18 protein-coding genes are annotated in these 24,511 nt (G+C 70.5%); 2 read left to right on the top strand and 16 right to left on the bottom strand.

Annotated elements, in window-relative coordinates; translation table 11 throughout:
• Positions 1 to 15 precede the first annotated feature (15 nt).
• Positions 16 to 1,560 (top strand): MFS transporter, encoded by a 1,545-nt coding sequence (locus tag BR98_RS18670; protein WP_035846149.1) that lies wholly within the window; start codon positions 16 to 18, stop codon positions 1,558 to 1,560.
• 70 nt (positions 1,561 to 1,630) lie between these two features.
• Here BR98_RS18670 and BR98_RS18665 read toward each other — a convergent pair whose 3' ends face one another.
• The 11 genes from BR98_RS18665 to nrdR form a co-directional block, all read right to left on the bottom strand.
• Complete coding sequence (locus tag BR98_RS18665) at positions 1,631 to 2,599, bottom strand: carbohydrate ABC transporter permease (RefSeq protein WP_051969912.1); 969 nt, start codon at positions 2,597 to 2,599, stop codon at positions 1,631 to 1,633.
• A complete protein-coding gene (locus BR98_RS18660; protein WP_051969911.1) occupies positions 2,596 to 3,618 on the bottom strand; it encodes a carbohydrate ABC transporter permease in 1,023 nt (340 codons plus the stop codon). The genes BR98_RS18665 and BR98_RS18660 overlap by 4 nt, the downstream gene beginning before the upstream one ends.
• A 131-nt stretch (positions 3,619 to 3,749) precedes the next feature.
• Positions 3,750 to 5,129, bottom strand: coding sequence for an ABC transporter substrate-binding protein (locus tag BR98_RS18655; RefSeq protein ID WP_157537836.1), 1,380 nt, complete (start codon positions 5,127 to 5,129; stop codon positions 3,750 to 3,752).
• A 355-nt stretch (positions 5,130 to 5,484) separates the two neighbouring features.
• Entirely contained in the window at positions 5,485 to 6,792 is a 1,308-nt protein-coding gene (locus tag BR98_RS18650) for a cytochrome P450 family protein (RefSeq protein ID WP_035852934.1), read from the bottom strand.
• Positions 6,793 to 6,914: 122 nt separating this feature from the next.
• Complete coding sequence (locus BR98_RS18645) at positions 6,915 to 8,177, bottom strand: cytochrome P450 (protein WP_035846145.1); 1,263 nt, start codon at positions 8,175 to 8,177, stop codon at positions 6,915 to 6,917.
• Positions 8,174 to 8,806 (bottom strand): GTP-binding protein, encoded by a 633-nt coding sequence (locus BR98_RS18640; protein WP_035846143.1) that lies wholly within the window; start codon positions 8,804 to 8,806, stop codon positions 8,174 to 8,176. Before BR98_RS18640 ends, BR98_RS18645 begins: the two co-directional genes overlap by 4 nt.
• Positions 8,787 to 9,149, bottom strand: coding sequence for a DUF742 domain-containing protein (locus BR98_RS18635; protein ID WP_035846141.1), 363 nt, complete (start codon positions 9,147 to 9,149; stop codon positions 8,787 to 8,789). The genes BR98_RS18640 and BR98_RS18635 overlap by 20 nt, the downstream gene beginning before the upstream one ends.
• Positions 9,146 to 9,565: a roadblock/LC7 domain-containing protein gene (locus BR98_RS18630; protein WP_035846139.1), complete on the bottom strand. Its 420-nt coding sequence runs from the start codon at positions 9,563 to 9,565 to the stop codon at positions 9,146 to 9,148. Before BR98_RS18630 ends, BR98_RS18635 begins: the two co-directional genes overlap by 4 nt.
• Complete coding sequence (locus BR98_RS18625) at positions 9,565 to 11,331, bottom strand: sensor histidine kinase (RefSeq protein WP_051969910.1); 1,767 nt, start codon at positions 11,329 to 11,331, stop codon at positions 9,565 to 9,567. Before BR98_RS18625 ends, BR98_RS18630 begins: the two co-directional genes overlap by 1 nt.
• 405 nt (positions 11,332 to 11,736) lie before the next feature.
• Positions 11,737 to 14,613, bottom strand: a complete 2,877-nt coding sequence (locus tag BR98_RS18620) for a vitamin B12-dependent ribonucleotide reductase (RefSeq protein ID WP_035846137.1) — start codon at positions 14,611 to 14,613, stop codon at positions 11,737 to 11,739.
• Between the two features lie 176 nt (positions 14,614 to 14,789).
• Positions 14,790 to 15,296 carry a transcriptional regulator NrdR gene (gene nrdR, locus BR98_RS18615; RefSeq protein WP_035846135.1) on the bottom strand — a complete coding sequence of 169 codons (507 nt, stop codon included), beginning with the start codon at positions 15,294 to 15,296 and terminating at the stop codon, positions 14,790 to 14,792.
• A gap of 624 nt (positions 15,297 to 15,920) precedes the next feature.
• Here nrdR and lexA point away from each other — a divergent pair.
• Positions 15,921 to 16,583 carry a transcriptional repressor LexA gene (gene lexA, locus BR98_RS18610; RefSeq protein ID WP_051971115.1) on the top strand — a complete coding sequence of 221 codons (663 nt, stop codon included), beginning with the start codon at positions 15,921 to 15,923 and terminating at the stop codon, positions 16,581 to 16,583.
• 134 nt (positions 16,584 to 16,717) lie between these two features.
• Here lexA and BR98_RS18605 read toward each other — a convergent pair whose 3' ends face one another.
• From BR98_RS18605 to BR98_RS18585, 5 genes are read right to left on the bottom strand one after another with little or no spacing between them, the layout of a single operon-like run.
• Positions 16,718 to 18,811 carry an ATP-dependent DNA helicase gene (locus BR98_RS18605; protein ID WP_051969909.1) on the bottom strand — a complete coding sequence of 698 codons (2,094 nt, stop codon included), beginning with the start codon at positions 18,809 to 18,811 and terminating at the stop codon, positions 16,718 to 16,720.
• Positions 18,812 to 18,823: 12 nt separating this feature from the next.
• Positions 18,824 to 20,659, bottom strand: a complete 1,836-nt coding sequence (locus tag BR98_RS18600; protein ID WP_051969908.1) for an IucA/IucC family protein — start codon at positions 20,657 to 20,659, stop codon at positions 18,824 to 18,826.
• The gene (locus tag BR98_RS18595) at positions 20,637 to 22,007 is read right to left on the bottom strand and encodes a lysine N(6)-hydroxylase/L-ornithine N(5)-oxygenase family protein (RefSeq protein WP_051969907.1); all 1,371 of its coding nucleotides are present in this window, start codon (positions 22,005 to 22,007) and stop codon (positions 20,637 to 20,639) included. Before BR98_RS18595 ends, BR98_RS18600 begins: the two co-directional genes overlap by 23 nt.
• Positions 22,007 to 22,528, bottom strand: coding sequence for a GNAT family N-acetyltransferase (locus BR98_RS18590; protein ID WP_051969906.1), 522 nt, complete (start codon positions 22,526 to 22,528; stop codon positions 22,007 to 22,009). Before BR98_RS18590 ends, BR98_RS18595 begins: the two co-directional genes overlap by 1 nt.
• On the bottom strand, positions 22,525 to 24,351 hold the full coding sequence (locus tag BR98_RS18585; RefSeq protein ID WP_035846133.1) for an IucA/IucC family protein: 1,827 nt from the start codon (positions 24,349 to 24,351) through the stop codon (positions 22,525 to 22,527). Before BR98_RS18585 ends, BR98_RS18590 begins: the two co-directional genes overlap by 4 nt.
• Positions 24,352 to 24,511: the final 160 nt, after the last annotated feature.

Raw genomic sequence — 24,511 nt, 5'->3', positions numbered from 1 at the left:
AGCAGGGGGAAGTACATGGCTGTCTCCGACACGCTCAGTAAGGTCTCACCTCCCAGGGCCAGCCGCGGCCAGTACAAGGGCCTGGCCCTGACGGTCATCGCGGCAACCCAGCTCATGGTCGTGCTCGACGCCACGATCGTGAACATCGCCCTTCCGCACATCCAGGACGCGCTGAAGTTCTCCACCACCAACCTGTCCTGGGTCATCAACGCCTACACCCTGACCTTCGGCGGCCTGCTGCTCCTCGGCGGTCGCGCGGGCGACATCCTCGGCCGCCGCAGGGTCTTCATCGCGGGCGTGCTGCTCTTCGGCTTCGCCTCACTGCTCGGTGGCTTCGCACAGAACGGCACCATGCTGCTGGCCGCGCGTGCGCTGCAGGGCATCGGGGGTGCGATCTGCTCACCCACGGCATTCGCCCTCATCGCCACGAACTTCGAGGAAGGGCCGGAGCGCAACCGGGCCTTCGGCGTCTTCTCGGCAGTGGCCGGGTCCGGCGCCGCCATCGGCCTGCTGGCCGGCGGCCTGCTCACCGAGTACCTGAACTGGCGCTGGGTGCTGTTCGTCAACGTGCCCATTGCGATCGCCATCGCGCTCGCGGCACCGCTCTACATCAACGAGTCCGATCGACAGACCGGCCGGTTCGACCTGCCCGGCGCCTTCACCTCGACCCTCGGCCTGATCGGGCTGGTGTACGGGTTCATCCGGGCGGCCTCGAAGGGCTGGGGCGACACGGGCACGCTGGTCTCGTTCGTCATCGGGGCGATCCTGCTCCTCGCCTTCCTGTTGATCGAGCGGCGGACCTCGCAGCCGATCACCCCGCTGCACCTGCTCGCCAACCGCAACCGCACCGGCGGCCTGGTGATGATGCTCTGCCTGGCCGCGGCGATGTTCGGGATCTTCTTCTACATCACGATCTTCGCCCAACGTGTACTCGGCTACAGTCCGTTGAAAGCTGGCGTGGCGTTCCTGCCGATCAGTGTGGCGATCATCGTCGCCGCCCAGTTGGCCTCGATCTTCCAGGCCCGGCTCGGTGCGAAACCCTTCATGGTCGGCGGTTCGGTGCTGGTGACCGGTGGGCTGATCTGGCTCACACAGACCAGTGCGGACAGCTCCTACCTCACCGGAGTACTCGGTCCGACGGTGATGTTCGGCTTCGGGATGGGTCTGATCTTCGTGCCGGTCATGCTGCTCGCAGTCGCGGGTGTGGCTCTGCGCGAGACCGGCGCCGCCTCCGGCCTGCTCAACTCGATGCAGCAGATCGGCGGTTCACTCGGCCTGTCGATTCTCACCACGGTCTTCGCTCGGGCCGCCACCAGCAAGGGAACCGCGCTCTTCCCTGACTTCAAGGCACATGCCACTCCCGATCAGCTCGCCGAGTTCGGCAAGACGAAACAGTTCCCCGTCGGTACCAGCTGGGCCAACGAGGTCCTGGCTTACGGCATCTCGCACGCCTTCGTGATCGGTGCGGTGCTGGCGGGCGTGGCCCTGCTGATATCCATCGTGGTCATCAAGGCGAAGCCGGGTGATCTTCCCACCGAAGCAGCAGGCGTGGCGCTCTGACCATGCGCCAGGAGGCTTTGCCGGTGCAGGTCCCCGCGCCGGCAAAGCCCGGGCCAAGGCGGCAGACAGCTCAGCCCTTGACCGACCCCGCCAGTAGCCCGCGCACGAAGTACCGCTGGAGCCCGAAGAAGACCAGCAGCGGCACGATGATCGACAGGAACGCCCCGGCGGTCAGCAGCTCCCATCGGCCGCCGAAGGAGCCCGAGAGCTGGGCCAGCCGGACTGTCATCGGCGCCACCTCGGGGGTCCCGCCGGCAAAGGTCAGCGCGACGAGCAGGTCGTTCCAGACCCAGAGGAACTGGAAGATCGCAAAGGAGGCCAGCGCCGGCGCGCAGAGCGGGAGCACGATGGACCGGAAGATCTTGAAGTGCGAGGCTCCGTCCACCACCGCAGCCTCCATCAGGTCCCGGGGCAGTTGAGAGATGAAGTTGTGCAACAGGAAGGTGGCCAGCGGCAGAGCGAACATGGTGTGCGCCAGCCAGACCGGAGCATACGTGCCGCTCAGGTCGAAGGCCGGGATGACGGTCACGCTGCCCAAATGGGCGCCACCCGAGAAGAGTTGAAGCAGCGGGATGAGGGCCATCTGCAGGGGCACCACCTGCAGCGCGAAGATCAGGAAGAAAAGCGTGTCGCTCCCTCGGAACCGCACCCAGGCCAACGCATAGGCGGCCATCGCGGCCAGGACCAGGGGAAAGATCGTGGCCGGGATGCTGATGGCCAGTGAGTTGACGAGATAGGGCATCAGCCCGCCGCTGACACCGAAACCGCCCTCGAAGAGCACCGTGTGGTAGTTGGAGAGGCCTACGTCGGGGTGAGCGAAGACGTTCCACCAACCGTTGGCGGCCACGTCCTTCTTGGGGCGTAGTGAGGTGGCCAACAGGCCCAGTGTGGGGATGGTCCACAGCACCGTGATGACGATGACGAAGAGAGAGCCGAGCGGGCTACTGAAGGACTTCCGCACGGCCTTGACGGCGGGCAGCGGTCGGGAGTCCCCGCCCAGGGGCCGGTCCGCCGTCTGATCAGAGGTCTGGCTGCTCATCGGGTGGCCCGCTCCTTGCGCAGCTGGACGATGTTGTAGCCGACCAGCGGGAGCACCGCGAGGAAGAGGATCACCGCGAGGGCGCTTCCCCGGCCGACGTTGAACTGGACGAAGGACTGCGAGTACATCTCGTTCGCCAGGACCTGGGTGCCGAAGTTGCCCCCGGTCATGGTGCGGACGATGTCGAAGGCCTTCAGGGTGACGATCATTACCGTGGTCAGTACGACCACCAGGGTGGTGCGGATCATCGGCACTGTGACGTACCAGAAGAGCCGCAGACCGCGGGCGCCGTCCAACCGGGCCGCCTCGGTGACCTCATCCGGGATCGCCTTGATCGCGGCTGACAGGACCACCATGGCGAATCCGGTCTGCACCCAGACCATCACCGCCATGAGCAGGAAGTTGTTCAGCGGGTGGGAGAGGATCCAGTTCGGCGGATGCTTCCAGCCCAACCAGATCGCCGTCTGGCTGAGCAGGCCGATCTGGGACTGGGAGGACTCCCGCGAGTCATAGACGAACTTCCAGATGATGCTGGCCCCGACCAGGGAGATCGCCATCGGCATGAAGATCAGCGACTTGTAGACCGCCTGACCCTTCATCCGGTCCACCAACAGCGCCAGTGTCAGACCGAGACCGGTGGCCGCCAGCGGAGCGACCACCAGCCAGAGGAGGGTATTGAGCAGCACCTGGTGAATGGAGTCGTTGGTGAGCGCCCAGCCGTAGTTCTTACCGCCGAGGAAGCGGCTGCTGTCGTCACTGAAGAAGCTCAGGTAGATCGTCCGAACCAGCGGTGCCACCAGTCCTACGAGGAGCAGCAGCACCGCCGGCCCCAGGAAGACCGCGATCGCCAGCGGTCGGCCCAGCCGCCCGGTCGCCCGACCGGCCACGAAGAAGATCACCAGCAGGATGCCCAGGAACCCGGCGATCGCACCGAAACTGTTGCCCAGCTTGATCACCGCATCGTTCCACGAGGAGTCAGCGAGTGCGGAGCCGGCAAGCTGGGCGCCGGTGAACGGCATGTGGCGTCCTTCCAGTGGCCTGAGGCGGAGCAGGGACCGGTGATCCAGAGACTGGTGATCCAGGGACTGGTGATCGATGGTCCGGTGGTCGAGAGGCTGACGGCTGAAAGACCGACAGGTGCCAGGAACCGCTACTGCGGCCAGGCGCCGTCGATGTCGGAGGCAACCTGCTGGATCGACTTGCCCTCCGCGAACCAGGCGGTGAGCGACTTCCATTCCTGACCGGCGCCGACAGCGGCCGGCATCAGGTCGGAGCCGTCGAAGCGGAAGGTGGCGGCCGGGTTGGTCAGCGCGTTCGCCGAGAGCTGGTCGATCGGATCGGTGTAAAGGCTCTTGTCCACGCCCTGGTTGGCCGAGACCCAACCGGTGGCGACCTTCACCCGGCTGCTGGCCCAGTCCGACGTGGAGAGGTAGTTCTGCACCGCCTGGACTTCGGGCCGGTCGGAGAACGCGGCGAGGAACTCGCCACCGCCCTCCACCGGGTTGGCCACCGACGGGCTCACGGCCGGCAGCGGGAAGGCGAAGATGTCCCCGTCCGATGCGATCTTGGTGCCCTTGGGCCACTGCGCCTCGTAGAACGAAGCCTGCTGCAGCATCCAGCACTTGCCGGTGAGGATCGGCGCACCGGCGTCCTGGAAGGTGGTGGTGGCGATCGACTTCACGTCGCCGATACCGCCGTTGACCCAGGCGGGGTTCTGCATCCAGCCGGCCACCGTCTGCATGGCCTGGGTGATCTGCGGGTCGCTGAACTTCACCTTGTGGCTGACCCACTGGTCATAGACGTCGCCGCCCTGACTGCCGAGAACGACCTCCTCCAGCCAGTCGGTGGCCGGCCAACCGGTGGCCGTCCCGGAGCCGATGCCGCCGCACCAGGGCTTGCTGCCGTTGGCGCCCGCCTTGGCGATCTTGTCGCTGAGCGCCATCAGGTCGGCCCAGGTCTTCGGCACCTCGTAGCCGGCCTGCTTGAACGCCTTCGGCGAGTACCAGACAAGCGACTTCATGTTGGCGCTCATCGGAGCCGCGTAGAAGGTCCCGTTGACCGAGCCGTAGGTCTTCCAGACCGGGTTCCACTGGTTCTCGTTGGAGACCGTCTGGGCCGGTGGCTTGGCCACCTTGCCGGTCTTGACCATCTGGGCGAGCAGGCCGGGCTGCGGAATGATCGCGAAGTCGGGCACGTTGCCGCCGCTGACCCGGACCGGGAGCTGAGACTCGAAGTCGTTCGAACCCTCGTAGGAAATCTTGATCCCGGTACAAGAACTGAACTCAGCCCAGGACCTCTCCAGGGAATCCGACTCGGGGCTCAGGATCGAGGCGAACATGGTCACCTTGGTCCCGGCATGCCCGGCGTAGGGCTGGTACTTGGCACACTCGGCTGACAGGGTCGGCGCCCCGCTGGCGGCGTTGCCGCCCTTCCCCGAGCTGTTGGAGCAGGCACCGGTGAGGGCAAGGCCCAGCACCGCCGGGACCACCAGCAGTCGATTCCGAAGCCGGGCACTCATTCTGATGTTCAAAACGTTCTCCTGCGGCCTGGGCTGAACGAACGGCGGGAACGAACGTGTGGGCGCGCGCTGAACCTGAGATCCAAAAAAGCCGCGGCAGGACCGGCCGCGGCCGAGTCATCGGTGACTGGGCTTGAAGACGTTAACGCAACGGTCATCCGGCGCCAAGGGACGCGTTCATGTTTCATCGCCCGGTGTTCCAGTCGTGACCTGGTTGTGGTGCGAGTGTCCGCGGATATCTACCCCGACCGAGCCTGAACACGCCAGCGGCGTGGGAAGTCGCCCAAGCCGACTTCCCACGCCGCAGACACCGCACATGCCACAGAGACCGCACATGGCACACATGCCGCATGCCGCACGCCGCCACTTACCAGAGCCGGACCGGCAGCTCCCGCAGACTGTTCACCACCACCGAGGCCGTCGGCCGCAGTTGCTCGTCCGGTACCGCCAACTCCAGCTCGGGGAACCGCTCGAACAGCGCCGGCAACGCGATCTGAGCCTCCAGTCGGGCCAGCGGCGAGCCCGGGCAGACGTGCGGGCCGTGCCCGAAGGAGAGGTGCCGGATCGGGTCGCGGGTGATGTCGAACAGCTCGGCCGTTACTCCGTGCTGCAGCGGATCCCGCCCGATCGCGTTGTAGGAGATCAGCACCGGGTCCCCGGCGGGAACCACAACACCCTCGACCGCGATGTCCTCGCTGGCGAACCGGAACAGGAAGTTGCTGGTCGGGGGCGTCCAGCGGAGCGACTCCTCGACCACCGCCGCCCAGCCAACCTCACCCGAACGGACCAGCGCCAACTGGTCCGGGTGGCCCAGCAGGGCCCGCACCGCGTTGCTGATCAGGTTGACCGTGGTCTCGTGCCCGGCGGCGATGATCACCCGAATGGTGGCAGCAGCCTCGGCGTCCGACAGCCCGCCGCGCCCGCTTCCCGTGCCGCCGTCACTGCTCTCGCTGCCCCCGCCACCGCCACCGCCACCGCCAGCGTCACTGCCTTCGCTGCCCGCACTGCCGTCGCTGCTGTCGACGTCCGCGGCAAGCAGTGCGCTGGTCAGGTCGTCGCCCGGGTCGGCCCGGCGCTGCTTCACCAGGTCGTTGACGAAGGCGTTCAGCGCGGCGATGGTCGCCTGGATACCGGCCGGGTCCGGAACGCTGCTGAAGAACCGCTCGTACAGGTCCCGCAGGTACTCGTGGTCGGCCGGGTCCACACCGAGCAGCGAGCCGATCACCGTCATCGGCAGCGGGAAGGCGAAGGCGCTCTTCAGGTCAACCTCACGGCTACCGGCCGCCAGCCCGTCCAGCAGCTCGGCCGTGATCTGCTCGACCTGAGGACGCATCAGCTCCACCCGACGCGGCGTGAAGGCCTGCGAGACCAGTGCCCGCAGCCGCCGGTGCTGCTCGCCGTCGGTGGTGACCATGCTCGGCCCGGGTACCGCGAGACCGATCAACGGCCAGCTCTTCGGCACCTCGCCGCGCTGGTAGGCGGCCCAGTGCGCGGCGTCCTTGACCAGGCGCTGATCAGTGAGCAGCGCCCGAGCAGCCGCATGCTCGGTGACCGCCCAGGCCGACACGCCACCGGGCAGCTCGACCCGGACCACCGGCCCGGCGGCTCGCAGCAGTGCGCCCTCCCCCGCACTGTCCCGAGCGAGCGGGTCAAGGGCGATTGGCGGCACAGTCATGGGTGAGACACCCACGGCCGAGTCGCTCACGGCCGGAACACTCGCCGGGACACTCATGGACGGAACACCGGCCGAACCACTCGCGGCCTGAACACCGGCCGAATCACTCACGGTCGGATCACTCATCCGAAGGCTCCTCCTGTCGTCACAGTCGCCGGGGTGAACCCGACCGGCAGGGCCACCAGTGCCCGGACCCAGGCCGAGGGCCGCCAGACCAGCGCGTGCTCGGCCACCGCGAGTCGCAGGTCGGGCAGCCGGTCCAGCAGCACCTCGATGGCCGTCGCGGCGATCACCTCGGCCGCCTCCTGCGCCGGGAACGGGCAGCGGTGTTCACCGTGCGAGAAGCTCAGGTGCGCGTGGTTTCCCTCGGCCGCCTCGCCGTTCGCCTGCCGCACGGCCGGGTCCGCGTTGGCCCCGGCGAAGCCCAGCAGCACCAGGTCGCCGGCCGCGATCTTCTGCCCGCCCAACTGGGTGTCGCGCGTCGCCCACCGCCCGGCGAAGTTCTGCGTGGGGGTGTCCTCCCAGAGCGCCTCGGTGAGCGCCTGCCCGACACTGCGCCGCCCGCCGGAGAGCGAGGCCGCGAACCGGTTGTCGGTGAGCATCAGCCGCAGCGCGTTGGCGATCCAGTAGGCCGTTGGCTGGTGACCGGCGATCAGCAGCACCCGTAGGTCGCGCACCACCTCGTCGTCGCTCAGCCCGGCGGGGTGGACCAGCAGCCGGGAGGTGATGTCGGCGCCGGTCTGGGCCCGCTTGGCCTCGACCAGCTCCAGCATCACGGCCAGCAGTTGCTGCGCCCCCTGCTGCGCGTTCGCCCCACCGTCCAGCATGTCGAGCAGGCCCTGGATCAGCACCGGGACCTGCGCCGGGTCCAGCCCGAGCATCCAGCAGAGCACCAGCAGCGGGAGCCGGTGCGCGTACTCGGCGACCAGGTCCGCCTCGCCGCGACCGGCGAACTCGTCGATCAGCCGGTCGGCGATCCGCTCGCAGTAGGTCTTCAGCTCGTACGGGTCGACGGCGCTCAGCGCATCGGTGATCGCGGCCGAGCGCCGCTGGTGCTCGGAGCCCTCGGTGTAGAGGATCGACGGCACCGGGGCCATCATCGGCTTGAGCGGCCAGTCCTCGGGGATGGTCGGCCAGGCGTTCCAGCGGCTGGAGTCTCGCCCGAACAGCTTCGGCTGACTGGTCACCAACTGCAGCTCGCGGTAGCCGATCACCAGCCAGGCGGGGACGCCTCCGAACAGTTCGACCGGTGCCACCGGGCCGTGCGCGGTCCGCAGCTCGCGGTAGACCTGCCCGGGATCGGTCTGGAACCGCGGCCCGTACAGCGGCGCCGCCGCGCGGTGCGCGGGGCAGCCGGGAGGCGGGGTGGTCGCCGGCTCGGTCATGAGGACATCTCCAAATCAGCGTCGGCAGAGCCGGCTTCGGCCAGCGTGGTCAGATGGCGTACCAGCTCGATCAGCACCTGCTTGCTGGACTCCCGGTCGCGCGCATCGCAGTCCACCAGTGGCACCTCGGGCGCCAGGTCGAGTGCCTCGCGCACCTGGTCCAACGTGTGTGCGGGCGGCTCGAAGTTGTTGCGGGCCACCACGAACGGCATCCCGTGGTGCTCAAGCCGGTCGATCGCGTACCAGGAGTCCGCCAGTCGGCGCGGGTCCACCAGGACGACCGCGCCGAGTGCCCCGCTGAACAGCCGGTCCCAGAGGAACCAGAACCGCTCCTGCCCGGGCGCCCCGAAGAGGTAGAGCACACTCTCGGCGGACAGGGTGATCCGCCCGAAGTCGAAGGCCACCGTGGTGGAGCGCTTCCCCCGGACCGCCGACGGGTCGTCGATCCCGACCCCGGCCTGGGTCAGCACCTCTTCGGTGTTGAGTGGCCGGATCTCGCTCACCGATCCGACCAGCGTGGTCTTGCCCACGCCGAAACCGCCGACCACCACGATCTTCCACGCGTTGGCGGCCGTACTGCGCAGCGGCTGACGCGGGGTCACCGCGGTGTCAGAGCCGTTGGAGTCCATGCAGCACCTGCTTCAACGTGTCGAGGTCGGGCAGCTGGGCCCGGGGGACGAAGCGCGGATGGCGCGCGGTGATCTGGCCGGCCTCCAGCAGGTCGCCGAGCAGGATCTTGACCACGCTGATCGGCAACCGCAGCTCTGCCGCCACCTCCACCACCGCGGTCGGCTGCTCGCACAGCCGCAGGATCCGCGCGTGCTCGGACTGCATGCCGGGGACCGGCGGGCGCTCCGTGACGATCAGCGTCACCACGTCGAAGGCGTCGGTACTGGCCCGACTGCGCCCCCGAGTCACCGTGTACAAGCGGTCCGGACCGTCCTCCGGCCCCGGCCGGCCTGCCCGGGTCACGCGTCCTCGGCGGTGTCGTTCTCCCGCGGCGGCGCGCTGAGGAAGTCGCCGATCTGCTCGACCAGACCGTGCATCTTGTGACCGACCAGCCCGACATCGGCACTCTCGTCGGTCACCACCGCCAGGTGCGCGCCCTGGCCCGCCTCGACGATGCACAGGATCCCGCCGTGGAACTCGGTCATCGACTGCCTCACTCCGCCGCTGCCGTCGCCGAACTCGATCGAGGCGCCGTGCGCGAGGCTCTGGATACCGGAGGCGATGGCCGCCAGCTGGTCGGCCTGGTCCTCGCTCAGTCCCGCGCTGTGGCAGAGCTTCAGTCCGTCCGCCGAGAGCACCAGGGCGTGTCGGGAGTCGGGCGTGTCGGCCAGCAGGTTCTCCAACAGCCAGTCGAGATCGCGGTCGGTGGTGCTGCTCATCAGGCGTTGTCCTTCGGGAAGTCGGCGGTCGGAGCGGGGTGGGGAGCAGCAGGGGCAACGGCAACGGCCGGGGCGGGAGCGGGAGCGGGAGCAGCCGGAGCGGGAGCGGAAGCGGTGGGCTGCGACCCCCGGACGGCCTGCCGGAAGGCGCCGAACCGGGCGGCGCTCCCCGACGGGCGGGTCCGCGAGGCGGCCGGCGCAGCCGGCGCGCCTGTGGCCGCCGCCAGGGTCTGGCCGCGACGACGCTTGGGCAGGCCGCTGTCGGCTTCGGTCGCGGCTTCGACTTCGGCCCCGCTAGCGGTGCTCGCGTGGGCGGCGTCGGTACCGGTATCGGGAGTTGCGACCGCCGCGGGCGCGGCTGCCGACGCGATGGCAGCCACCGTGCCCGCCGTACCCACAGTGCCCGCCGTGCTCGCTGTGCCCACCGTGCTCGCTGTGCCCACCGTGCCTGCCATTCCCGCCGAGCCGGACAGCACATCGGCCGTCACCGGCTCCAGGTGCGTGATCAGTTGCTCGGGCACCAGCACCACCACGCCCGTGCCGCCGCGCGAGGAGGGCCGGAAGGAGATCGCCAGACCGTGCTTGCGGGCCAGCGCGCCGACCACCGCGAAGCCGAGCCGGGTTCCGGCCGAGAGGGTGGTGAGGTCCAGCGGCTCGCCGGAGACGGCCTGTTCGGCGCGGCGCAGCCAGACCTCGGAGAGCCCGAGCCCGCCGTCCTCCACAGTGATCGCCAACCCGGCGTGCAACTCCTCGACGTAGATGTGCACCTCGGCCGGTGGTGCGGAGAAGTTGGCGGCGTTGTCCATGAGTTCGGCCAGCACATGCATCACGCCCTCGGCCGCGTAGCCCGCCACCGCTGCGGTGCTCGCCGAGTGCAGCCGGACCCGCTGGTAGGCGCTGATCCGGCCGAGCGCGCCACGCAGCACGCTCTCCACCGGGATCGGCCTGGCCCACCGGCGGCCACTACGGGCGCCGGTGAGCACGGCGATGCTGTCGGCCATCCTGCCCGCCTGGGCGGTGCTGTGGTCGAGCCGGAGCAGGTCGCCGAGCACCTCCTCGCCGTGCTGGTGCTGCATCTGGCGCAGCTCGGCGTGCATGCTGGTGGCCAGCGCCTGGACCCGGCCGGCTGCCGTGGCGCAGACCGCGAGGGCGGCCGCGCGCTGGCGCTCGCCGTGTGCGATCTCGCGGGCGAGCAGCCCCAGCAGTTCCTCGTGCGCGGTCTGCCGGTGCTCGACCAGCACGGTCTCCACCGAAGCGCCGGCTCGCAGCCGGCGGACCACCTCGGGGATCGTCTCCTTGGCCAGCCGGGCGATTTCCTCGCGTTCGTCGTTGGCCGCGGCCCGGGCCGCGGCGGCCTCGGCACGGGCCTCGACGGCTTCCGCGCGGGCGGCGAACATCTCCACCCGGGCCGCCTCGGCGTCGGTGTGGGCGGCGTTGGCCCGGGCCCGGGAGGCCTGGGACTCGGCCACCGCGCCGGCGGTGGCGGACTCGGCGCGCAGGACGGCGGCCAGCGCGGCCTCGCCCTTGGTCCGACTGGTGGCCAGTTCGGCCGCCAGCTGCCTGGCCCGCCGATGCTGGGTCAGTGCCACCGCGACGGCCGCGCACCAGGCGAGGGCGGCCACGGTGGACCAGCTGCCGACCACCGAGCGGTCCGCGACGGGCGCCGCGGAAGTGGCGGCGGCCACGGCGGCAGCGGCCACCAGCACCGCCGCCAGGGCGGCGAGCAGGGTGGCCGGTCTGCCGGAGAGGCGGGAGCGTGCGCTCATGGGGAGGTTCCTCGGCGGGCGTTGGAGGCAGGGCAGGCGACAGCGCACCAGCCTCCCGCGGCCGGGAGCTGCATGATCAGTTCACGCGGTCAATAGATCATATCGACTCAGATCATGGGCTCAACCGGTCAGTTGACGTGACGTCCAGCAAGCCGATGCCTCCGAGTACGAACAGCGGCACCGCCGAGTACGCCCAGCGGTACCGCTCATCACGAATAGCGGTACCTCCCCGCACGAACACGATCAGAGCTGAGCGCCCCGAACCAGACCCGGACACCCCAGAGCACGCCAGAGCACGCCAGAGGACGCCAGAGGACGCCTGAACACGCGTATGCAGAAACGACAGGGGCGGTCGGACCGGAGAACCCGGTCCGACCGCCCCTGTCGTCAGGCGATCAGCTGCGATCAGCTGCAGCCGCTGGTGGAGCCGCAGCCCTCGCAGAGGTAGCAGCTGCCCGCGCGGCGCATCTTGGTGCCGCAGGAGAAGCAGAGCGGGGCGTCCGCGTTCAGGCCGAGCTGGATCTCCAGCAGCTCGGTCGAGTTGTGCGGGGCCTTGGCCGCGGCCTTCGGGGCCTCGGGCTTGACCGGCTCGACGGCGCGCGGTGCGGACTGGGCCAGGCCCTCCACGTCCACGTCCTCGGCCTCCAGCGGCTCGTAGGAGCCGGTCTCCAGGTGGCGGGTGCGCTCCTCGACGGAGTGGATGCCGAGCGCGGAGCGGGTCTCGAAGGGCAGGAAGTCCAGCGCCAGGCGGCGGAAGATGTAGTCGACGATCGACTGGGCCATCCGCACGTCCGGGTCGTCGGTCAGACCGGCCGGCTCGAAGCGCATGTTGGTGAACTTCGAGACGTAGGTCTCCAGCGGCACGCCGTACTGCATGCCGACCGAGACGGCGATCGAGAAGGCGTCCATCATGCCCGCGAGGGTCGAGCCCTGCTTGGACATCTTCAGGAAGACCTCGCCGAGGCCGTCGTCCGGGTAGGAGTTGGCGGTCATGTAGCCCTCGGCGCCACCGACCGTGAAGGAGGTGGTGATGCCCGGGCGGCCCTTGGGCAGACGCTTGCGGACCGGGCGGTACTCGACGACCTTCTCGACCGTCTTCTCCACCACGGCGGGCTCGGCGGCCGCGGCAACCGCCGGGGTCTTGGTCTTGGCCGAGAGCGGCTGGCCGACCTTGCAGTTGTCGCGGTAGATCGCCAGCGCCTTGACGCCGAGCTTCCACGCCTCGAAGTAGATCTCCTCGACCTCTTCGACGGTGGCGTTCTCCGGCATGTTGACGGTCTTGGAGATCGCGCCGGAGATCCACGGCTGGATCGCCGACATCATCCGCACGTGGCCCATCGGCGAGATGGAGCGCTCGCCCATCGCGCAGTCGAAGACCTCGTAGTGCTCGGGCTTGAGGCCCGGGGCGTCCAGCACGTTGCCGTGCTCGGCGATGTGGGCGACGATCGCCTCCACCGACTCGCCGTGGTAGCCGAGTCGGCGCAGCGCGCGCGGCACGGTGCCGTTGACGATCTGCATCGAGCCGCCGCCGACCAGCTTCTTGAACTTGACCAGGGCGAGGTCGGGCTCGACGCCGGTGGTGTCGCAGTCCATCATCAGGCCGATGGTGCCGGTCGGGGCCAGCACCGAGGCCTGGGCGTTGCGGAAACCGTTCTGCGCACCGAGCCGCAGCACGTCCTGCCAGGTCTCGGTGGCGGCGGCCCAGACCGGGGCGTCCAGGTCGTCCACCGCGACGGCGGCGACGGAGGCGTCCGCGTGCTGCTTCATCACCCGCTGGTGCGGGGCGGCGTTGCGGGCGTAGCCGTCGTACGCGCCGACCACGCCGGCCAGCTCCGCGCCACGGCGGTAGGCGGTGCCGGTCATCAGCGAGGTGATCGCGCCGGCCAGCGCACGGCCGCCGTCGGAGTCGTAGGCGTGGCCGGTGGCCATCAGCAGGGCGCCGAGGTTGGCGTAGCCGATGCCCAGCTGGCGGTAGGCGCGGGTGGTCTCGCCGATCTTCTCGGTCGGGAAGTCAGCGAAGCAGATGGAGATGTCCATCGCGGTGATGACCAGCTCGACCACCTTGGCGAAGCGCTCGGCGTCGAAGGAGTCGTCGTCGCGGAGGAACTTCATCAGGTTGAGCGAGGCGAGGTTGCAGCTGGAGTTGTCCAGGTGCATGTACTCGGAGCAGGGGTTGGACGCGTTGATCCGGCCCGACTCCGGGCAGGTGTGCCAGTGGTTGATGGTCGAGTCGTACTGGATGCCCGGGTCGGCGCAGGCCCAGGCGGCCTCGGCCATCTTGCGGAACAGCTTCTTCGCGTCGACGGTCTCGATGACCTCGCCGGTCATCCGGGCGCGCAGGCCGAACTCGGTGCCGTTCTCGACCGCGGTCATGAACTCGTCGGAGACCCGGACCGAGTTGTTGGCGTTCTGGTACTGGACGGAGGTGATGTCGTCCCCGCCGAGGTCCATGTCGAAGCCCGCGTCGCGCAGCGCGCGGATCTTCTCCTCCTCCTTCACCTTGGTCTCGATGAAGGCCTCGACGTCCGGGTGGTCGACGTCCAGCACGACCATCTTGGCCGCGCGGCGGGTGGCGCCACCGGACTTGATGGTGCCGGCCGAGGCGTCGGCGCCGCGCATGAAGGAGACCGGGCCGGAGGCGTTGCCGCCGGAGGAGAGCAGCTCCTTGGAGGAGCGGATCCGGGAGAGGTTCAGGCCGGCGCCGGAGCCGCCCTTGAAGATCATGCCCTCTTCCTTGTACCAGTCGAGGATCGACTCCATGGAGTCGTCGACGGCCAGGATGAAGCAGGCGGAGACCTGCTGGGGCTGCTTGGTGCCGACGTTGAACCAGACCGGGGAGTTGAAGCTGAACACCTGGTGGAGGAGGGCGTGGGTCAGCTCGTGCTCGAACACCTCGGCGTCGGCCGGGGAGGCGAAGTAACCGTTCTTCTCGCCGGCGGCGCGGTAGGTGAGCACCACGCGGTCGATGATCTGCTTGAGGCTCCACTCGCGCTGCGGGGTACCGACGGCGCCGCGGAAGTACTTGCTGGTGACGATGTTGACCGCGTTGACCGACCAGAAGTCGGGGAACTCGACGCCGCGCTGCTCGAAGTTGATCGATCCGTCGCGCCAGTTGGTCATGACGACGTCGCGCCGCTCCCAGCTGACCTCGTCATAGGGGTGGACCCCAGGAGTGGTGTAGATGCGCTCGATCCGCAGGCCACCCTTGGGAGCCTTGCCGGCTCCCTTGGCCGCCTTCTCGGACTTCGACCCGCGTGCGCTGCCGCTCGTGGTGTCTGTCACTTCTTCTCCTCCTCCTGGGCTAACGCCCCGGGTGCCCCATTTGTTGCCATCTGGGGCCTCGCTTCTCCGAGTGGGCGGGCGGGCCGGGAACACCGACCGGTTCGCACCGTTTGCAAGGGTTTGCGCGCCGTTTTCGGGCGCACCTCAGCCCTAGGGGGCCAAGAGATCCTGACTGCCTAGGACGCCGCGACGGGGACGGGGACGGCGGAGCCGTCGTCGTCCTGCGCGGTGGTGGGCCGCTCAGCGCCACGCAACTCGGCGATGGCGGCCTCGAAGTCTGCCAGTCCGTCGTACGCCTGGTAGACCGACGCGAACCGCAGGTACGCGACGACGTCCAGGTCCTTCAACGGACCGAGTATGGCCAGCCCCACGTCATGGGTGGAGAGTTCGGCGCTGCCACTGGCCCGCACGCACTCCTCGACCCGCTGGCCCAGCACGGCGAGGGCGTCCTCGGTGACCGGTCGGCCCTGACAGGCCTTGCGGACTCCGGAGATCACCTTCTCCCGACTGAACGGCTCGGTCACCCCGCTGCGCTTGATCACCATCAGTGCGGCGGTCTCCACCGTGGTGAAGCGTCGACCGCAGTCCGGGCACTGGCGACGCCGACGGATCGAGCTCCCGTCATCGGTGGTCCGACTGTCGACCACGCGGCTGTCGGAGTGCCGGCAGAAGGGGCAGTACACGGAACGACTCCCTTCCTGACGGGGCGGCTGAGCAGAGCACACAGTCTAGGACACGCGACCATGATCCAAATACCCGGGACCACAACCTGTGGGCTGCGAGCAGCTATGTAACCACTAGATCTAGGTCGATGCACCACTCGACACACCAGGACTCGGTAGTCCGGGAATCACCCCGCGCAATCGATGCTGGTCAGTCGGCGGCGGCCTTTCCCGGGCTCGCCCGAAGCTCACCCGAACAGCCGTGGCGGCACGCTAGAATCAGGGCGATCGAACATTTAATCGACATACACCCAAAGCCTTGATCGAGTCAGCCGACTCCTCAATAATTCACTCGAACGTGTGTTTGGCGCAACCTTTCGATAGGTGCTGCCGTTGGGCTGGGCAAGCAAGGGAGACCGCCCGTCGAGAGGGGCCGCCGTGAGCGCCGTACAGACCAGTAGCACCAGTCACACCGCCACCCAGAACACCATCGCCGACACCCGCGGCATCCCCGTGCAGGAGGACCGTAGGAGCATGGACAGCCACCGCCCCGGAGCCACGCCGGGCTATCTCGGGGAACAGCCCGTCGAGCACGCCTCGGTGCAGGACGTACCGATCGGCCTGCCGAACGGTCAGGTCCGCTCGATGCCCGGCCGCCCCCCCGGGATCAGGACCGACGAGGCCGGTCTGACCGAGCGCCAGCGCCGGGTGATCGACGTGATCCGGGATTCCGTGCAGCGCCGCGGCTATCCGCCGAGCATGCGGGAGATCGGCCAGGCCGTCGGGCTCTCCTCCACCTCCTCGGTGGCCCACCAGCTGATGGCCCTGGAGCGCAAGGGCTTCCTGCGCCGCGACCCGCACCGCCCGCGCGCCTACGAGGTGCGCGGCGTCGAGGTCAGCCGTCCGAACACCGCCGAGGCGGCCGGACGGCCGGCCACCTCCTATGTGCCGCTGGTCGGCCGGATCGCCGCCGGTGGTCCGATCCTGGCCGAGCAGACCGTCGAGGACGTCTTCCCGCTGCCGCGTCAGCTGGTCGGCGAGGGTGAGCTGTTCGCCCTGGTCGTCAAGGGTGACTCGATGATCGAGGCCGCCATCTGCGACGGCGACTGGGTCACCGTGCGCCGCCAGCCGGTCGCCGAGAACGGCGACATCGTGGCCGCGATGATCGACGGTGAGGCCACCGTCAAGCGCCTCAAGCGCGAGGACGGCCGGATCTGGCTGATGCCGCACAACCCGGCCTACGAGCCCATCCCGGGCGACAACGCGACCATCCTTGGCAAGGTCGTCGCGGTCCTGCGCCGGCTCTGACCGACCTGCTCCGACTCTGAACCACCTCTACCGACTCTGAAGCACCCGAGCCGGCTCTGAACAGCTGTGCCGGCTCGGAAAGCATCTGAACAGACTGGTGCCCCTGTCCCTTCGGGACAGGGGCACCAGTCTGTTCACCCCCGCTTGGCCACCGGCCGCACCGGCGGCGCACTCCCCGCGATGGCCGCCAGCGAGCGGCGCACCTGGTTGCGGTCGGTGGTGTACCAGAAGTCGGGCATCGAGGCCCGGAAGAAGCCGCCGTACCGGGCCGTGGCCAGCCGCGGATCGAGCACCGCGACCACCCCGCGGTCCTCCGCCGCCCGCACCAGTCGCCCGGCGCCCTGCGCCATCAGCAGCGCGGCATGGGTCGCCGCCACCGCCATGAACCCGTTGCCGCCGGCCTCCTCCACCGCCTTCTGCCGGGCGCTCATCAGCGGGTCGTCCGGACGCGGGAACGGGATCCGGTCCATCACCACCAACTGGCAGGCCGAGCCCGGCACATCCACCCCCTGCCAGAGCGACAGGGTGCCGAACAGGCAGGTCTCGGGGTCACTGGCGAAGGCCCGGATCAGCTCGCCCAGGGTGTCCTCGCCCTGCAGCAGGATCGGGAAGTCCAGCCGCTCGCGCAGTTGCTCGGCGGCCAGTTGGGCGGCCCGCATCGAGGAGAAGAGCCCGAGCGTGCGGCCGCCGGCCGCGCCGATCAGCTCGGCCAGCTCGTCCAGCATCTGCGGCCGCTCCGGCTCCCGGCCGGGCGGCGGCAGGTGCTTGGCGACGTAGAGGATGCCCTGCTTGGGGTAGGAGAACGGCGAGCCGACGTCCAGCCCGCGCCAGTACGGCGGGGCGTCCTCGCCGCCGACCCGGGCCGGCTCGGTCTCGGTGCGCTCGTCCGGCAACCGCCCCTCGACCGGCAGGCCGACCGAGGCGGCCACCCCGTTGAAGTCGCCGCCGAGCTTGAGGGTGGCCGAGGTCAGCACCACCGAGCGCTCGCCGTAGAGCTTCTCCCGGAGCAGCCCGGAGACGCTCATCGGCGCCACCCGCAGGGAGGCCGGGACCAGCCCGTAGCGGTCGTTGCGCTCGATCCAGACCACGTCGTACGGGTTCTCGGAGAGCAGCCGCTCGGTGGTGTCGTGCAGTGTCTCGGCGGCGGCCATCGCCTGCTTGCGGACCACGTCCTCGTCGGAGAGGCTCTTGTCCCTGGTCTCGCCGAGCGAGGTGATGACCTGCCGACTGGCGTCCCGGATCGCGGCGACCGCGTAGCCCAGGTACTCGGGCAGCTCGTCCACCTTGCCGGGCTGGGCGGTCTCCATCAGGCCGTGGAAGCTCTCGGCGGCCGCCTGCAGGGCGTCCACCGCCTTCTCGTTGGCCAGCCGGGCGGCCCGCTTGACGGTCCGGTTGACCGCGCCGACGGTCAGTTCGGCGGTGGCCGCACCGGTCACCCGGTTCACCAGCTCGTGCGCCTCGTCGATGATCAGCAGCTCGTGCTCGGGCAGCACCGGGGCGCCCTCGATGGCGTCGATCGCCAGCAGCGCGTGGTTGGTCACCACCACGTCGGCCAGCTTGGCGCGCTCGCGGGCCTTCTCGGCGAAGCACTCCTGGCCGTAGGCGCAGCGGCTGGCGCCCAGGCACTCCCGGGAGCTGACCGAGAGCTGGGCCCAGGCCTTGTCGGAGACGCCCGGCGTCAGGTCGTCGCGGTCGCCGGTCTCGGTCTCGTCGGCCCAGTCGCGCAGCCGCAGCACGTCCTGGCCGAGCTTGCCGGTGGGGCCGGCGATCTCCTCGAGCGGGATGAGCCCCTCGCCCTCCTCGCTCGGGGTGCCCTCGTTGGCCCGGTGCAGGCAGAGGTAGTTGGAGCGGCCCTTGAGCATGGCGAACTGCGGGCGGCGCCGCAGGATCGGGTGCAGCGCCTCCACCGTGCGGGGCAAGTCCCGCTCCACCAGCTGGCGTTGCAGGGCCAGGGTGGCCGTCGCGACCACCACTCGGTCGCCGTGCGCGAGCGCGGGGACCAGGTAGGCGAGCGACTTGCCGGTGCCGGTGCCGGCCTGCACCAGCAGGTGCTCGGCGCTGTCGACGGCCTCGGCGACGGCCTCGGCCATCCTGATCTGGCCGGGCCGCTCGACGCCGCCGACCGCGGTCACCGCGGCGTGCAGCAGTTCGGGGATGCGGCCGGCGGGCTCCTCGACCTCGGGGGACCGAGCGTCGGGCAGCAGCTGGGGTTCGGAGTCGTTCCTCATGGCCCTTCCACCCTACGGGGCGGGACTGACAACGCCCTCGCGCGGACGGGGCAGAGCGACGTCGATCGGCACGGCCAGCGGGTTGGCGACCCGCCCGTGCACCGCCGCGTGCGGGCGCTGCGGGCGGTCCCGGTAGCCGTCCAGCAACAGCCGGTTGCGGTTCAGGCAGAGCCGGTCGATCTCGGGGGTGAAGAGGTCGAAGAGCGCGAACCGGTCGGCCAGCTCGGGGAAACGCCGCTGGTGGCCGAGGATCTCGGCGCGCAGCAGCGCCCAGAACTGCGGCTCGGGCAGCGCGCAGCGGCGCTCGAGCAGCGGGGCCAGATAGCGGTAGACGCCGATGAACAGGCCGGCGTGCAGGAACTGGCACAGGCCCTGCGGCGGCTCGCGCAGCAGCACCTCGGCGACGGCGGGCGGCAGCGAGCGCAGCTCCGGCAGGTCCTGGTCGCTCAGGTTGACGTCGTCCACGAAGTCCTTGACCGCGAGCCGGACCGGGATGTCGTGCTCGTCGAAGAGCAGGATCGCGTTCTCCCCGTGCGGCGAGAAGACGGTGCCGTAGCGGTACAGGAAGTGCAGCAGCGGCGGCAGCATCACGGCGAAGAGCCGGGCCGTCCAGTCGCGCGGGGTCAGCCCGGAGCGGGCGATCAGCTCCTCGACCAGGCTGCGTCCGTCCGCGCCGGTCTGCAGCAGCGCGGCCAGGGTCCGACCCCGCTCCCCCGGTTCCAGGCAGCTGCCCAGCGGCTCGCGCCAGATCGCGCCGAGCAGCTCCTTGTACTGGTAGGGCGCTTCGGGCAGTTGGGCGTAGTAGGGGTGCTCGACGGTGACCGAGGCGACCTCGCCGAGCAGCACCACCCGGCACTCGTCGCGCAGGAAGGCGTCCTGCTCGCGCAGCTGGTGGATCCAGGCGGTGACGGCCGGCGCGGCCAAAGTCCGCTCGGTGGGAAGACCGCGCCAGACCAGCGTGTTCAGCACCGAGAGCGGCAGTTTGACGGTGCGCCGGTGCGGACTGGTGACGTTGAAGAAGGAGCGGATCGACTGCTGGGGCAGCCGCAGGTCGTGGTCGGCGGGCAGCGGGACGATCCGGCCGTCGGCGACCCAGGGCGCGAAGAGCGGCAGCACCGTCTCGTCCCACTGCCAGGGGTGCACCGGCAGCAGCCGGTAGCCGGCCGGGTCGAGCCCGCGCTCGGTGAGCAGCCGGCGGTACTCGGCCAGCACCTCGGGGTCGAGTTCCTGGCGGTAGAGCTGCTCGGCCTCGGCCAGCTCGCCGACGCCCCGGTAGGCGGCCAGGTCGTGGTGCACGGCCAGCCAGCTCAGCGGCTGCAGCCTGCGCGCCTCCGGGGTCCAGGCGGCGGCATCGGCGGCCGAGAAGCCGAGCCGGCCCTTGTTGAGGACGATCCACGGGTGCCCACTCTGGTAGCCCTCCAGCGCGGTGTGGTCCAGGTCGGCGAGTTCGGCCGCGCTCAGCGCGCCGGCGGCCAGCCGGACGTCGGCCAGCAGGGTGGCGGTGAGTTCCCGGACCAGGTGGCCGACGGTGTCGCCGGGCAGGCCCAGTAACCGGCGGGCGGCCAGCAGGAAGGCGAACGGGTCCTCGGCCGGCCGGCCGTCGCGGCGCACCGATTCCGGGTCGACCTGCCAGCTGCCGTACGCACCGCGCCGGGCAGCGAAACGGTACTCCGGGCCTCGCTCGGAGCCGCCTGCCTCGGCGAGCCGCAGCCGGTAGCCGCCGTCGACGGCCTCGGGCCGCAGCAGCTCCTCGTAGCTGAACTCGCCGAGCAGCTTGGCCAGCAGCGCCCGGCAGGCCTGCTGCCAGCGCGTCGGGGTCAACAGGTCATCGGCTGGCGGACGGTGCACGGTTCCACTCCTCGGGGACGGCGGCGGACTGGGCGGGCAGGGCGGCCGGGGCGAAGCTGGTCCAGGCGGTCCGGGCGGGCAGCCGGTGCACGGTGCGGCCGGTGAGCGCGTTGAGGATGACGGCCGCCCGGTGGGCGCCCAGGCCCAGGTCGGGCGTGCCGACGCCGTGGGTGTGCAGCTCGGCGTTCTGCACGTACAGCCCGCCGGCCAGTTCGGGGACGGTGGCCACCCGGTGGTCAAGGTCGACTCGGAACCGGCCCTGCGGGTCCCAGTCGATCAGTTCGGCCAGCGGCTCCAGCAGCGCCGGGCGGCGTGCCCGGTAGCCGGTGGCCAGCACCACCGCGTCGGTGCGCAGCACCCGGCGGCGGCCCGAGTCGCGGTGCAGGCAGCGCAGTTCGAGGCCGCCGCAGGGTCCGGGCAAGGCGGCGGTCACCTCGGTGCCGGGGGTGATCTCGGCCTCGACGGCGCTGATCGGGCGGCCGATGGTCTGTTCGTAGAGCAGGTCGTGGATCTCGGCGAGGGTTTCGGCGCTGGCCGCCTTGTGCAGCTGCCACTGCTCGGCCACCAGCCGGTCGCGCACCGCCTCGGGCAGCGCGTGGAAGTAGCGGGTGTAGTCGGGGGTGAAGTGCTCCAGGCCCAGCTTGGAGTACTCCATGGGTGCCAGCGCCCTGGTCCGGGTGAGCCAGCGCAGCCGGGTGCCGTCGCCGGCCCGGCCGCGCAGCAGATCGAGGAAGACCTCGGCGCCGGACTGCCCGGAGCCGACCACGGTGATGTCCCGGGCCCCGGCCAGGTTCCTGGCGCGTTCCAGGTACTCGCCGGAGTGGAAGACCGCCGGGTGCCCCTCCAGGGCTTCGAAGGCGGGCGGGCGGATCGGCGCGGTGCCGACCCCGAGCACCAGGTTGCGGGCCAGCACCTGCCGTTCGGCGCCGCCCGTTCGCAGCGTCACGGTGAAGGCCTCGCCGTTCCAGCGGGCGGTGGTGACCTCGGTGCCGAACCGGCAGCTGGGCAGCCGGTCGGCGGCCCAGCGGCAGTAGTGGTCGTACTCGCGCCGGGGCAGCTGGAACCGTTCGGCGAAGTAGAACGGGAAGAGCCGGTCCTGGGCGCGCAGGTAGTTGAGGAAGGACCACGGGTTGGTCGGGTCGACCAGCGAGACCAGGTCGGCCAGGAAGGGCACCTGCATCCGGGCGCCGTCCACCAGCATGCCCGGGTGCCAGCGGAACTCCGGCCTGCTGTCGCAGAACAGCGCCCGCAGCCCGGGCACCTGGTCGGCCAGTGCGGCCAGCGAGAGGTTGAACGGGCCGATACCGACCCCGAGCAGATCGTAGGACTCGTCGGACTGCTGGTTCATCAGGTTGTCCTCGCAGTAGGGCGCTCACGCACTATCAGCGCCGCACGCTTCTCGGGCAGCTGAAGCTCGCGGTCGAGGCGGAACCCGGCCCGCTGGAAGGCCCGGACGCTGGCGGTGTTGCGCACGTCCGGTTCGGCCACCACCCGCGGGCAGTGCTGGAGCAGCCGGCCGGCCACCGCGTCGATCAGCACCGCGCCCAGCCCCCGGCCGCGTGCCGAGACCGGGCCGAGCAGCAGGTGCACCCCGGTGTCACCGGGACGCACGGGGTAGTACTCGGCCAGCCGGTCCCGTTCGACCTGGTAGACCTCCCAGTAACTGACCGGCTCGCCGTCCAGCACCCCGAGGCAGGGACGGCTCGGGCTGTCCGCCGCGAGCTGCGGGCGGACATGCCGCTCGGTGGCCTCGGGCGGGCCGGCCAGCTCCCAGAAGGCGGCCACCGCCGGATCGTTCATCCATGCGGTGATCAGCGGCAGGTCACCCTCCTGGACCGGCCGGAGCTCGAACGCCCCCACCGCGTTCACCCGGCCACCGGGTTGTCGATGCTCACATAGACCGACTGGGTCTCCACCGGCCCGACCAGCTCGTCCATGCCGTGCAGCCGGGTGAGCAGGTTGGCCTTGCAGCGCAGGGTCGGGGACTCCAGCAGGTGGGCGGGGAGCGTGGAGCCGGTGGCACGGACGGCCGGCGAGGCCAGGAATCCGCGCAGCGCCGCCAGCAGCACCCGCTCGTCGGCCAGCCGCTGGGAGCCGAGTGCGCCGATCAGCCCGAGGATGTGGTTGATCCCCAGGTAGTAGGCGAACCGCTCGTCGGCGACCGCGTCCTCGACGAAGGTGTCGCTGGCCTTGCCGAGACCGGGCAGCCGCCGCTCCAACCGCTCGGCGTGCGAGCTGCGGAAGTAGTAGCCCTGGTTGTCGCGGAACCGGCCGCCGCTGGGCCAGCCGTCCGCGTCCAGCAGCACCAGGCTGTTCTGCTGGTGGGCCTCCAGGGCGATGCCGGCCCGCCCGTCCAGCCAGAGCACCGGCAGCACCACGGCGTCCAGGTAGCGCAGGAACCACTCGGCGGCCACCATGGCCAGCGGGCGTCCGCTGCGCCGGGCCAAGGAACGCAGCAGGTCCCCGAGTTCGGACGGCACACCGGGGGCCGGCTCGCCCAGCGGCCGCTCGGCGACCAGTCCGGCCACGCACAGCGCCCGGTCGCCGGGGGCGAACGGCTGCCGGCGCAGCACCGTGTCCAGCCCTCCGGCCCGGCCCTCCGCCAGCCCCGGCAGGTCCACGCCGATCCAGGCCGGGTCGCGGACGATGTCGAAGCCCGGGTGCGCGGCCCGCCACTCGGCGCCGAGCCCCGCCTCCAGCAGCCGGTGCACCTCCAGACCGCGGTGCAGCTCCTTGCGCAGGTTCTCCCGGCGGGAGTTGGTGATCCGCAGCCCCAGCGAGAGCTTGAGCATCCACGGGGTGCCGGGACGCAGGACGGTACGCACCGAGGAGGTCGGGTACCAGGGCTCGCCGTGCCGGCCGAGGTCGTGCAGCCGGCCCTGGTCGAGCAGTTCGGCGATCTGCGGCCGGCGGGCCAACTCCTGGGCCTGCCAGGGGTGCAGCGGCAGCGCGGCGGTCCCGGGCGGCAACAGCGCGGGTGCGCCGAGCAGTTCAGCGGTGAGCTGCTCGGCCGGCCGGTCCAGCGCCGATCCGGCGGCCAGCAGCTCGCGGTCGACGGCGAACCAGTGCAGGGCGAAACTGCCGCGCAGCTCGGGCGAGTAGGCGGCGCTCTGGGCCGGGGCCAGGCCGTCGCGGCTCTTCGGGGTGGGGTGCAGCGGATGGCCGAGCAGCAGCGCCTGCTCGCCGCGGAGGAAGACGCTGTCCGGGCCGGGCCCCGGCCGCTCGCGCCGGTGCAGCAGCAGCTCCGCGGTGCGCTGCACCGAGTCGGCCACCCGGCCCACCAGGTCGGCGATCTGCTCGGGGCGCCCGTTGGCCGAGCGGGCCAGCAGCGCCGCCGCGGTCACCGCGTCCAGCGGGGTCCCGCTCTCCGCCTGTCCCGCCGCCAGCACGGCCGGGCCGAACCGGTGCCAACCGCACGGCGACCAGTGCCGCACGTCCGCCAGCAGCCGGGCCAGGCCGCCGAGCAGCGGGATCCGCAGCAGGCCGTCCTGATCGGGCCGGGCCCCGGTCTCCCGACACCAGCAGCGCAACAGTGCCTCCACCGCGGCCTGTTCGGCTGCGACGGCGGAATCCTGGTGCAGCAGCGGGTCCGCCTCGGCGGACTGGTCCAACTGTCGGGGGACGGTGGCCGGGGCTCCGGTCAGGGCGGTGCTCAAGGCTGCTCCTCGGTGCGCATGGGGATGCGGGGACATCCACTTGGGCTAACGAGCGGGGCATGCCAGGGTCACAGCTCGGTGACTGTCTCTCACCGGCCGCAACTGGGGGGCGAACCGGGCCGTCCTTGCCGCATGGGAGACTCCCTTGTTCAATCCGTTCGCGGGTTGCCCGATTCCACCTGGGGGAACTGAACGC

The sequence above is a fragment of the Kitasatospora azatica KCTC 9699 genome, from assembly GCF_000744785.1.
Taxonomy (GTDB): domain Bacteria; phylum Actinomycetota; class Actinomycetes; order Streptomycetales; family Streptomycetaceae; genus Kitasatospora; species Kitasatospora azatica.
The sequence above is the reverse complement of the archived record's forward strand: the minus strand, read 5'-3'. Positions and strand labels throughout refer to the sequence as shown.

What these genes read in the sequence shown, in the direction of transcription:
- BR98_RS18650 (WP_035852934.1), bottom strand. Translation starts at nt 6,792, where the DNA reads ATGACTGTGCCGCCAATCGCCCTTGACCCGCTCGCTCGGGACAGTGCG.
- BR98_RS18595 (WP_051969907.1), bottom strand. Translation starts at nt 22,007, where the DNA reads ATGAACCAGCAGTCCGACGAGTCCTACGATCTGCTCGGGGTCGGTATC.
- BR98_RS18640 (WP_035846143.1), bottom strand. Translation starts at nt 8,806, where the DNA reads ATGGACTCCAACGGCTCTGACACCGCGGTGACCCCGCGTCAGCCGCTG.
- BR98_RS18670 (WP_035846149.1), top strand. Translation starts at nt 16, where the DNA reads ATGGCTGTCTCCGACACGCTCAGTAAGGTCTCACCTCCCAGGGCCAGC.
- BR98_RS18605 (WP_051969909.1), bottom strand. Translation starts at nt 18,811, where the DNA reads ATGAGGAACGACTCCGAACCCCAGCTGCTGCCCGACGCTCGGTCCCCC.
- BR98_RS18645 (WP_035846145.1), bottom strand. Translation starts at nt 8,177, where the DNA reads ATGACCGAGCCGGCGACCACCCCGCCTCCCGGCTGCCCCGCGCACCGC.
- lexA (WP_051971115.1), top strand. Translation starts at nt 15,921, where the DNA reads ATGCCCGGCCGCCCCCCCGGGATCAGGACCGACGAGGCCGGTCTGACC.
- BR98_RS18665 (WP_051969912.1), bottom strand. Translation starts at nt 2,599, where the DNA reads ATGAGCAGCCAGACCTCTGATCAGACGGCGGACCGGCCCCTGGGCGGG.
- BR98_RS18625 (WP_051969910.1), bottom strand. Translation starts at nt 11,331, where the DNA reads ATGAGCGCACGCTCCCGCCTCTCCGGCAGACCGGCCACCCTGCTCGCC.
- BR98_RS18660 (WP_051969911.1), bottom strand. Translation starts at nt 3,618, where the DNA reads ATGCCGTTCACCGGCGCCCAGCTTGCCGGCTCCGCACTCGCTGACTCC.
- BR98_RS18585 (WP_035846133.1), bottom strand. Translation starts at nt 24,351, where the DNA reads ATGTCCCCGCATCCCCATGCGCACCGAGGAGCAGCCTTGAGCACCGCC.
- BR98_RS18630 (WP_035846139.1), bottom strand. Translation starts at nt 9,565, where the DNA reads ATGAGCAGCACCACCGACCGCGATCTCGACTGGCTGTTGGAGAACCTG.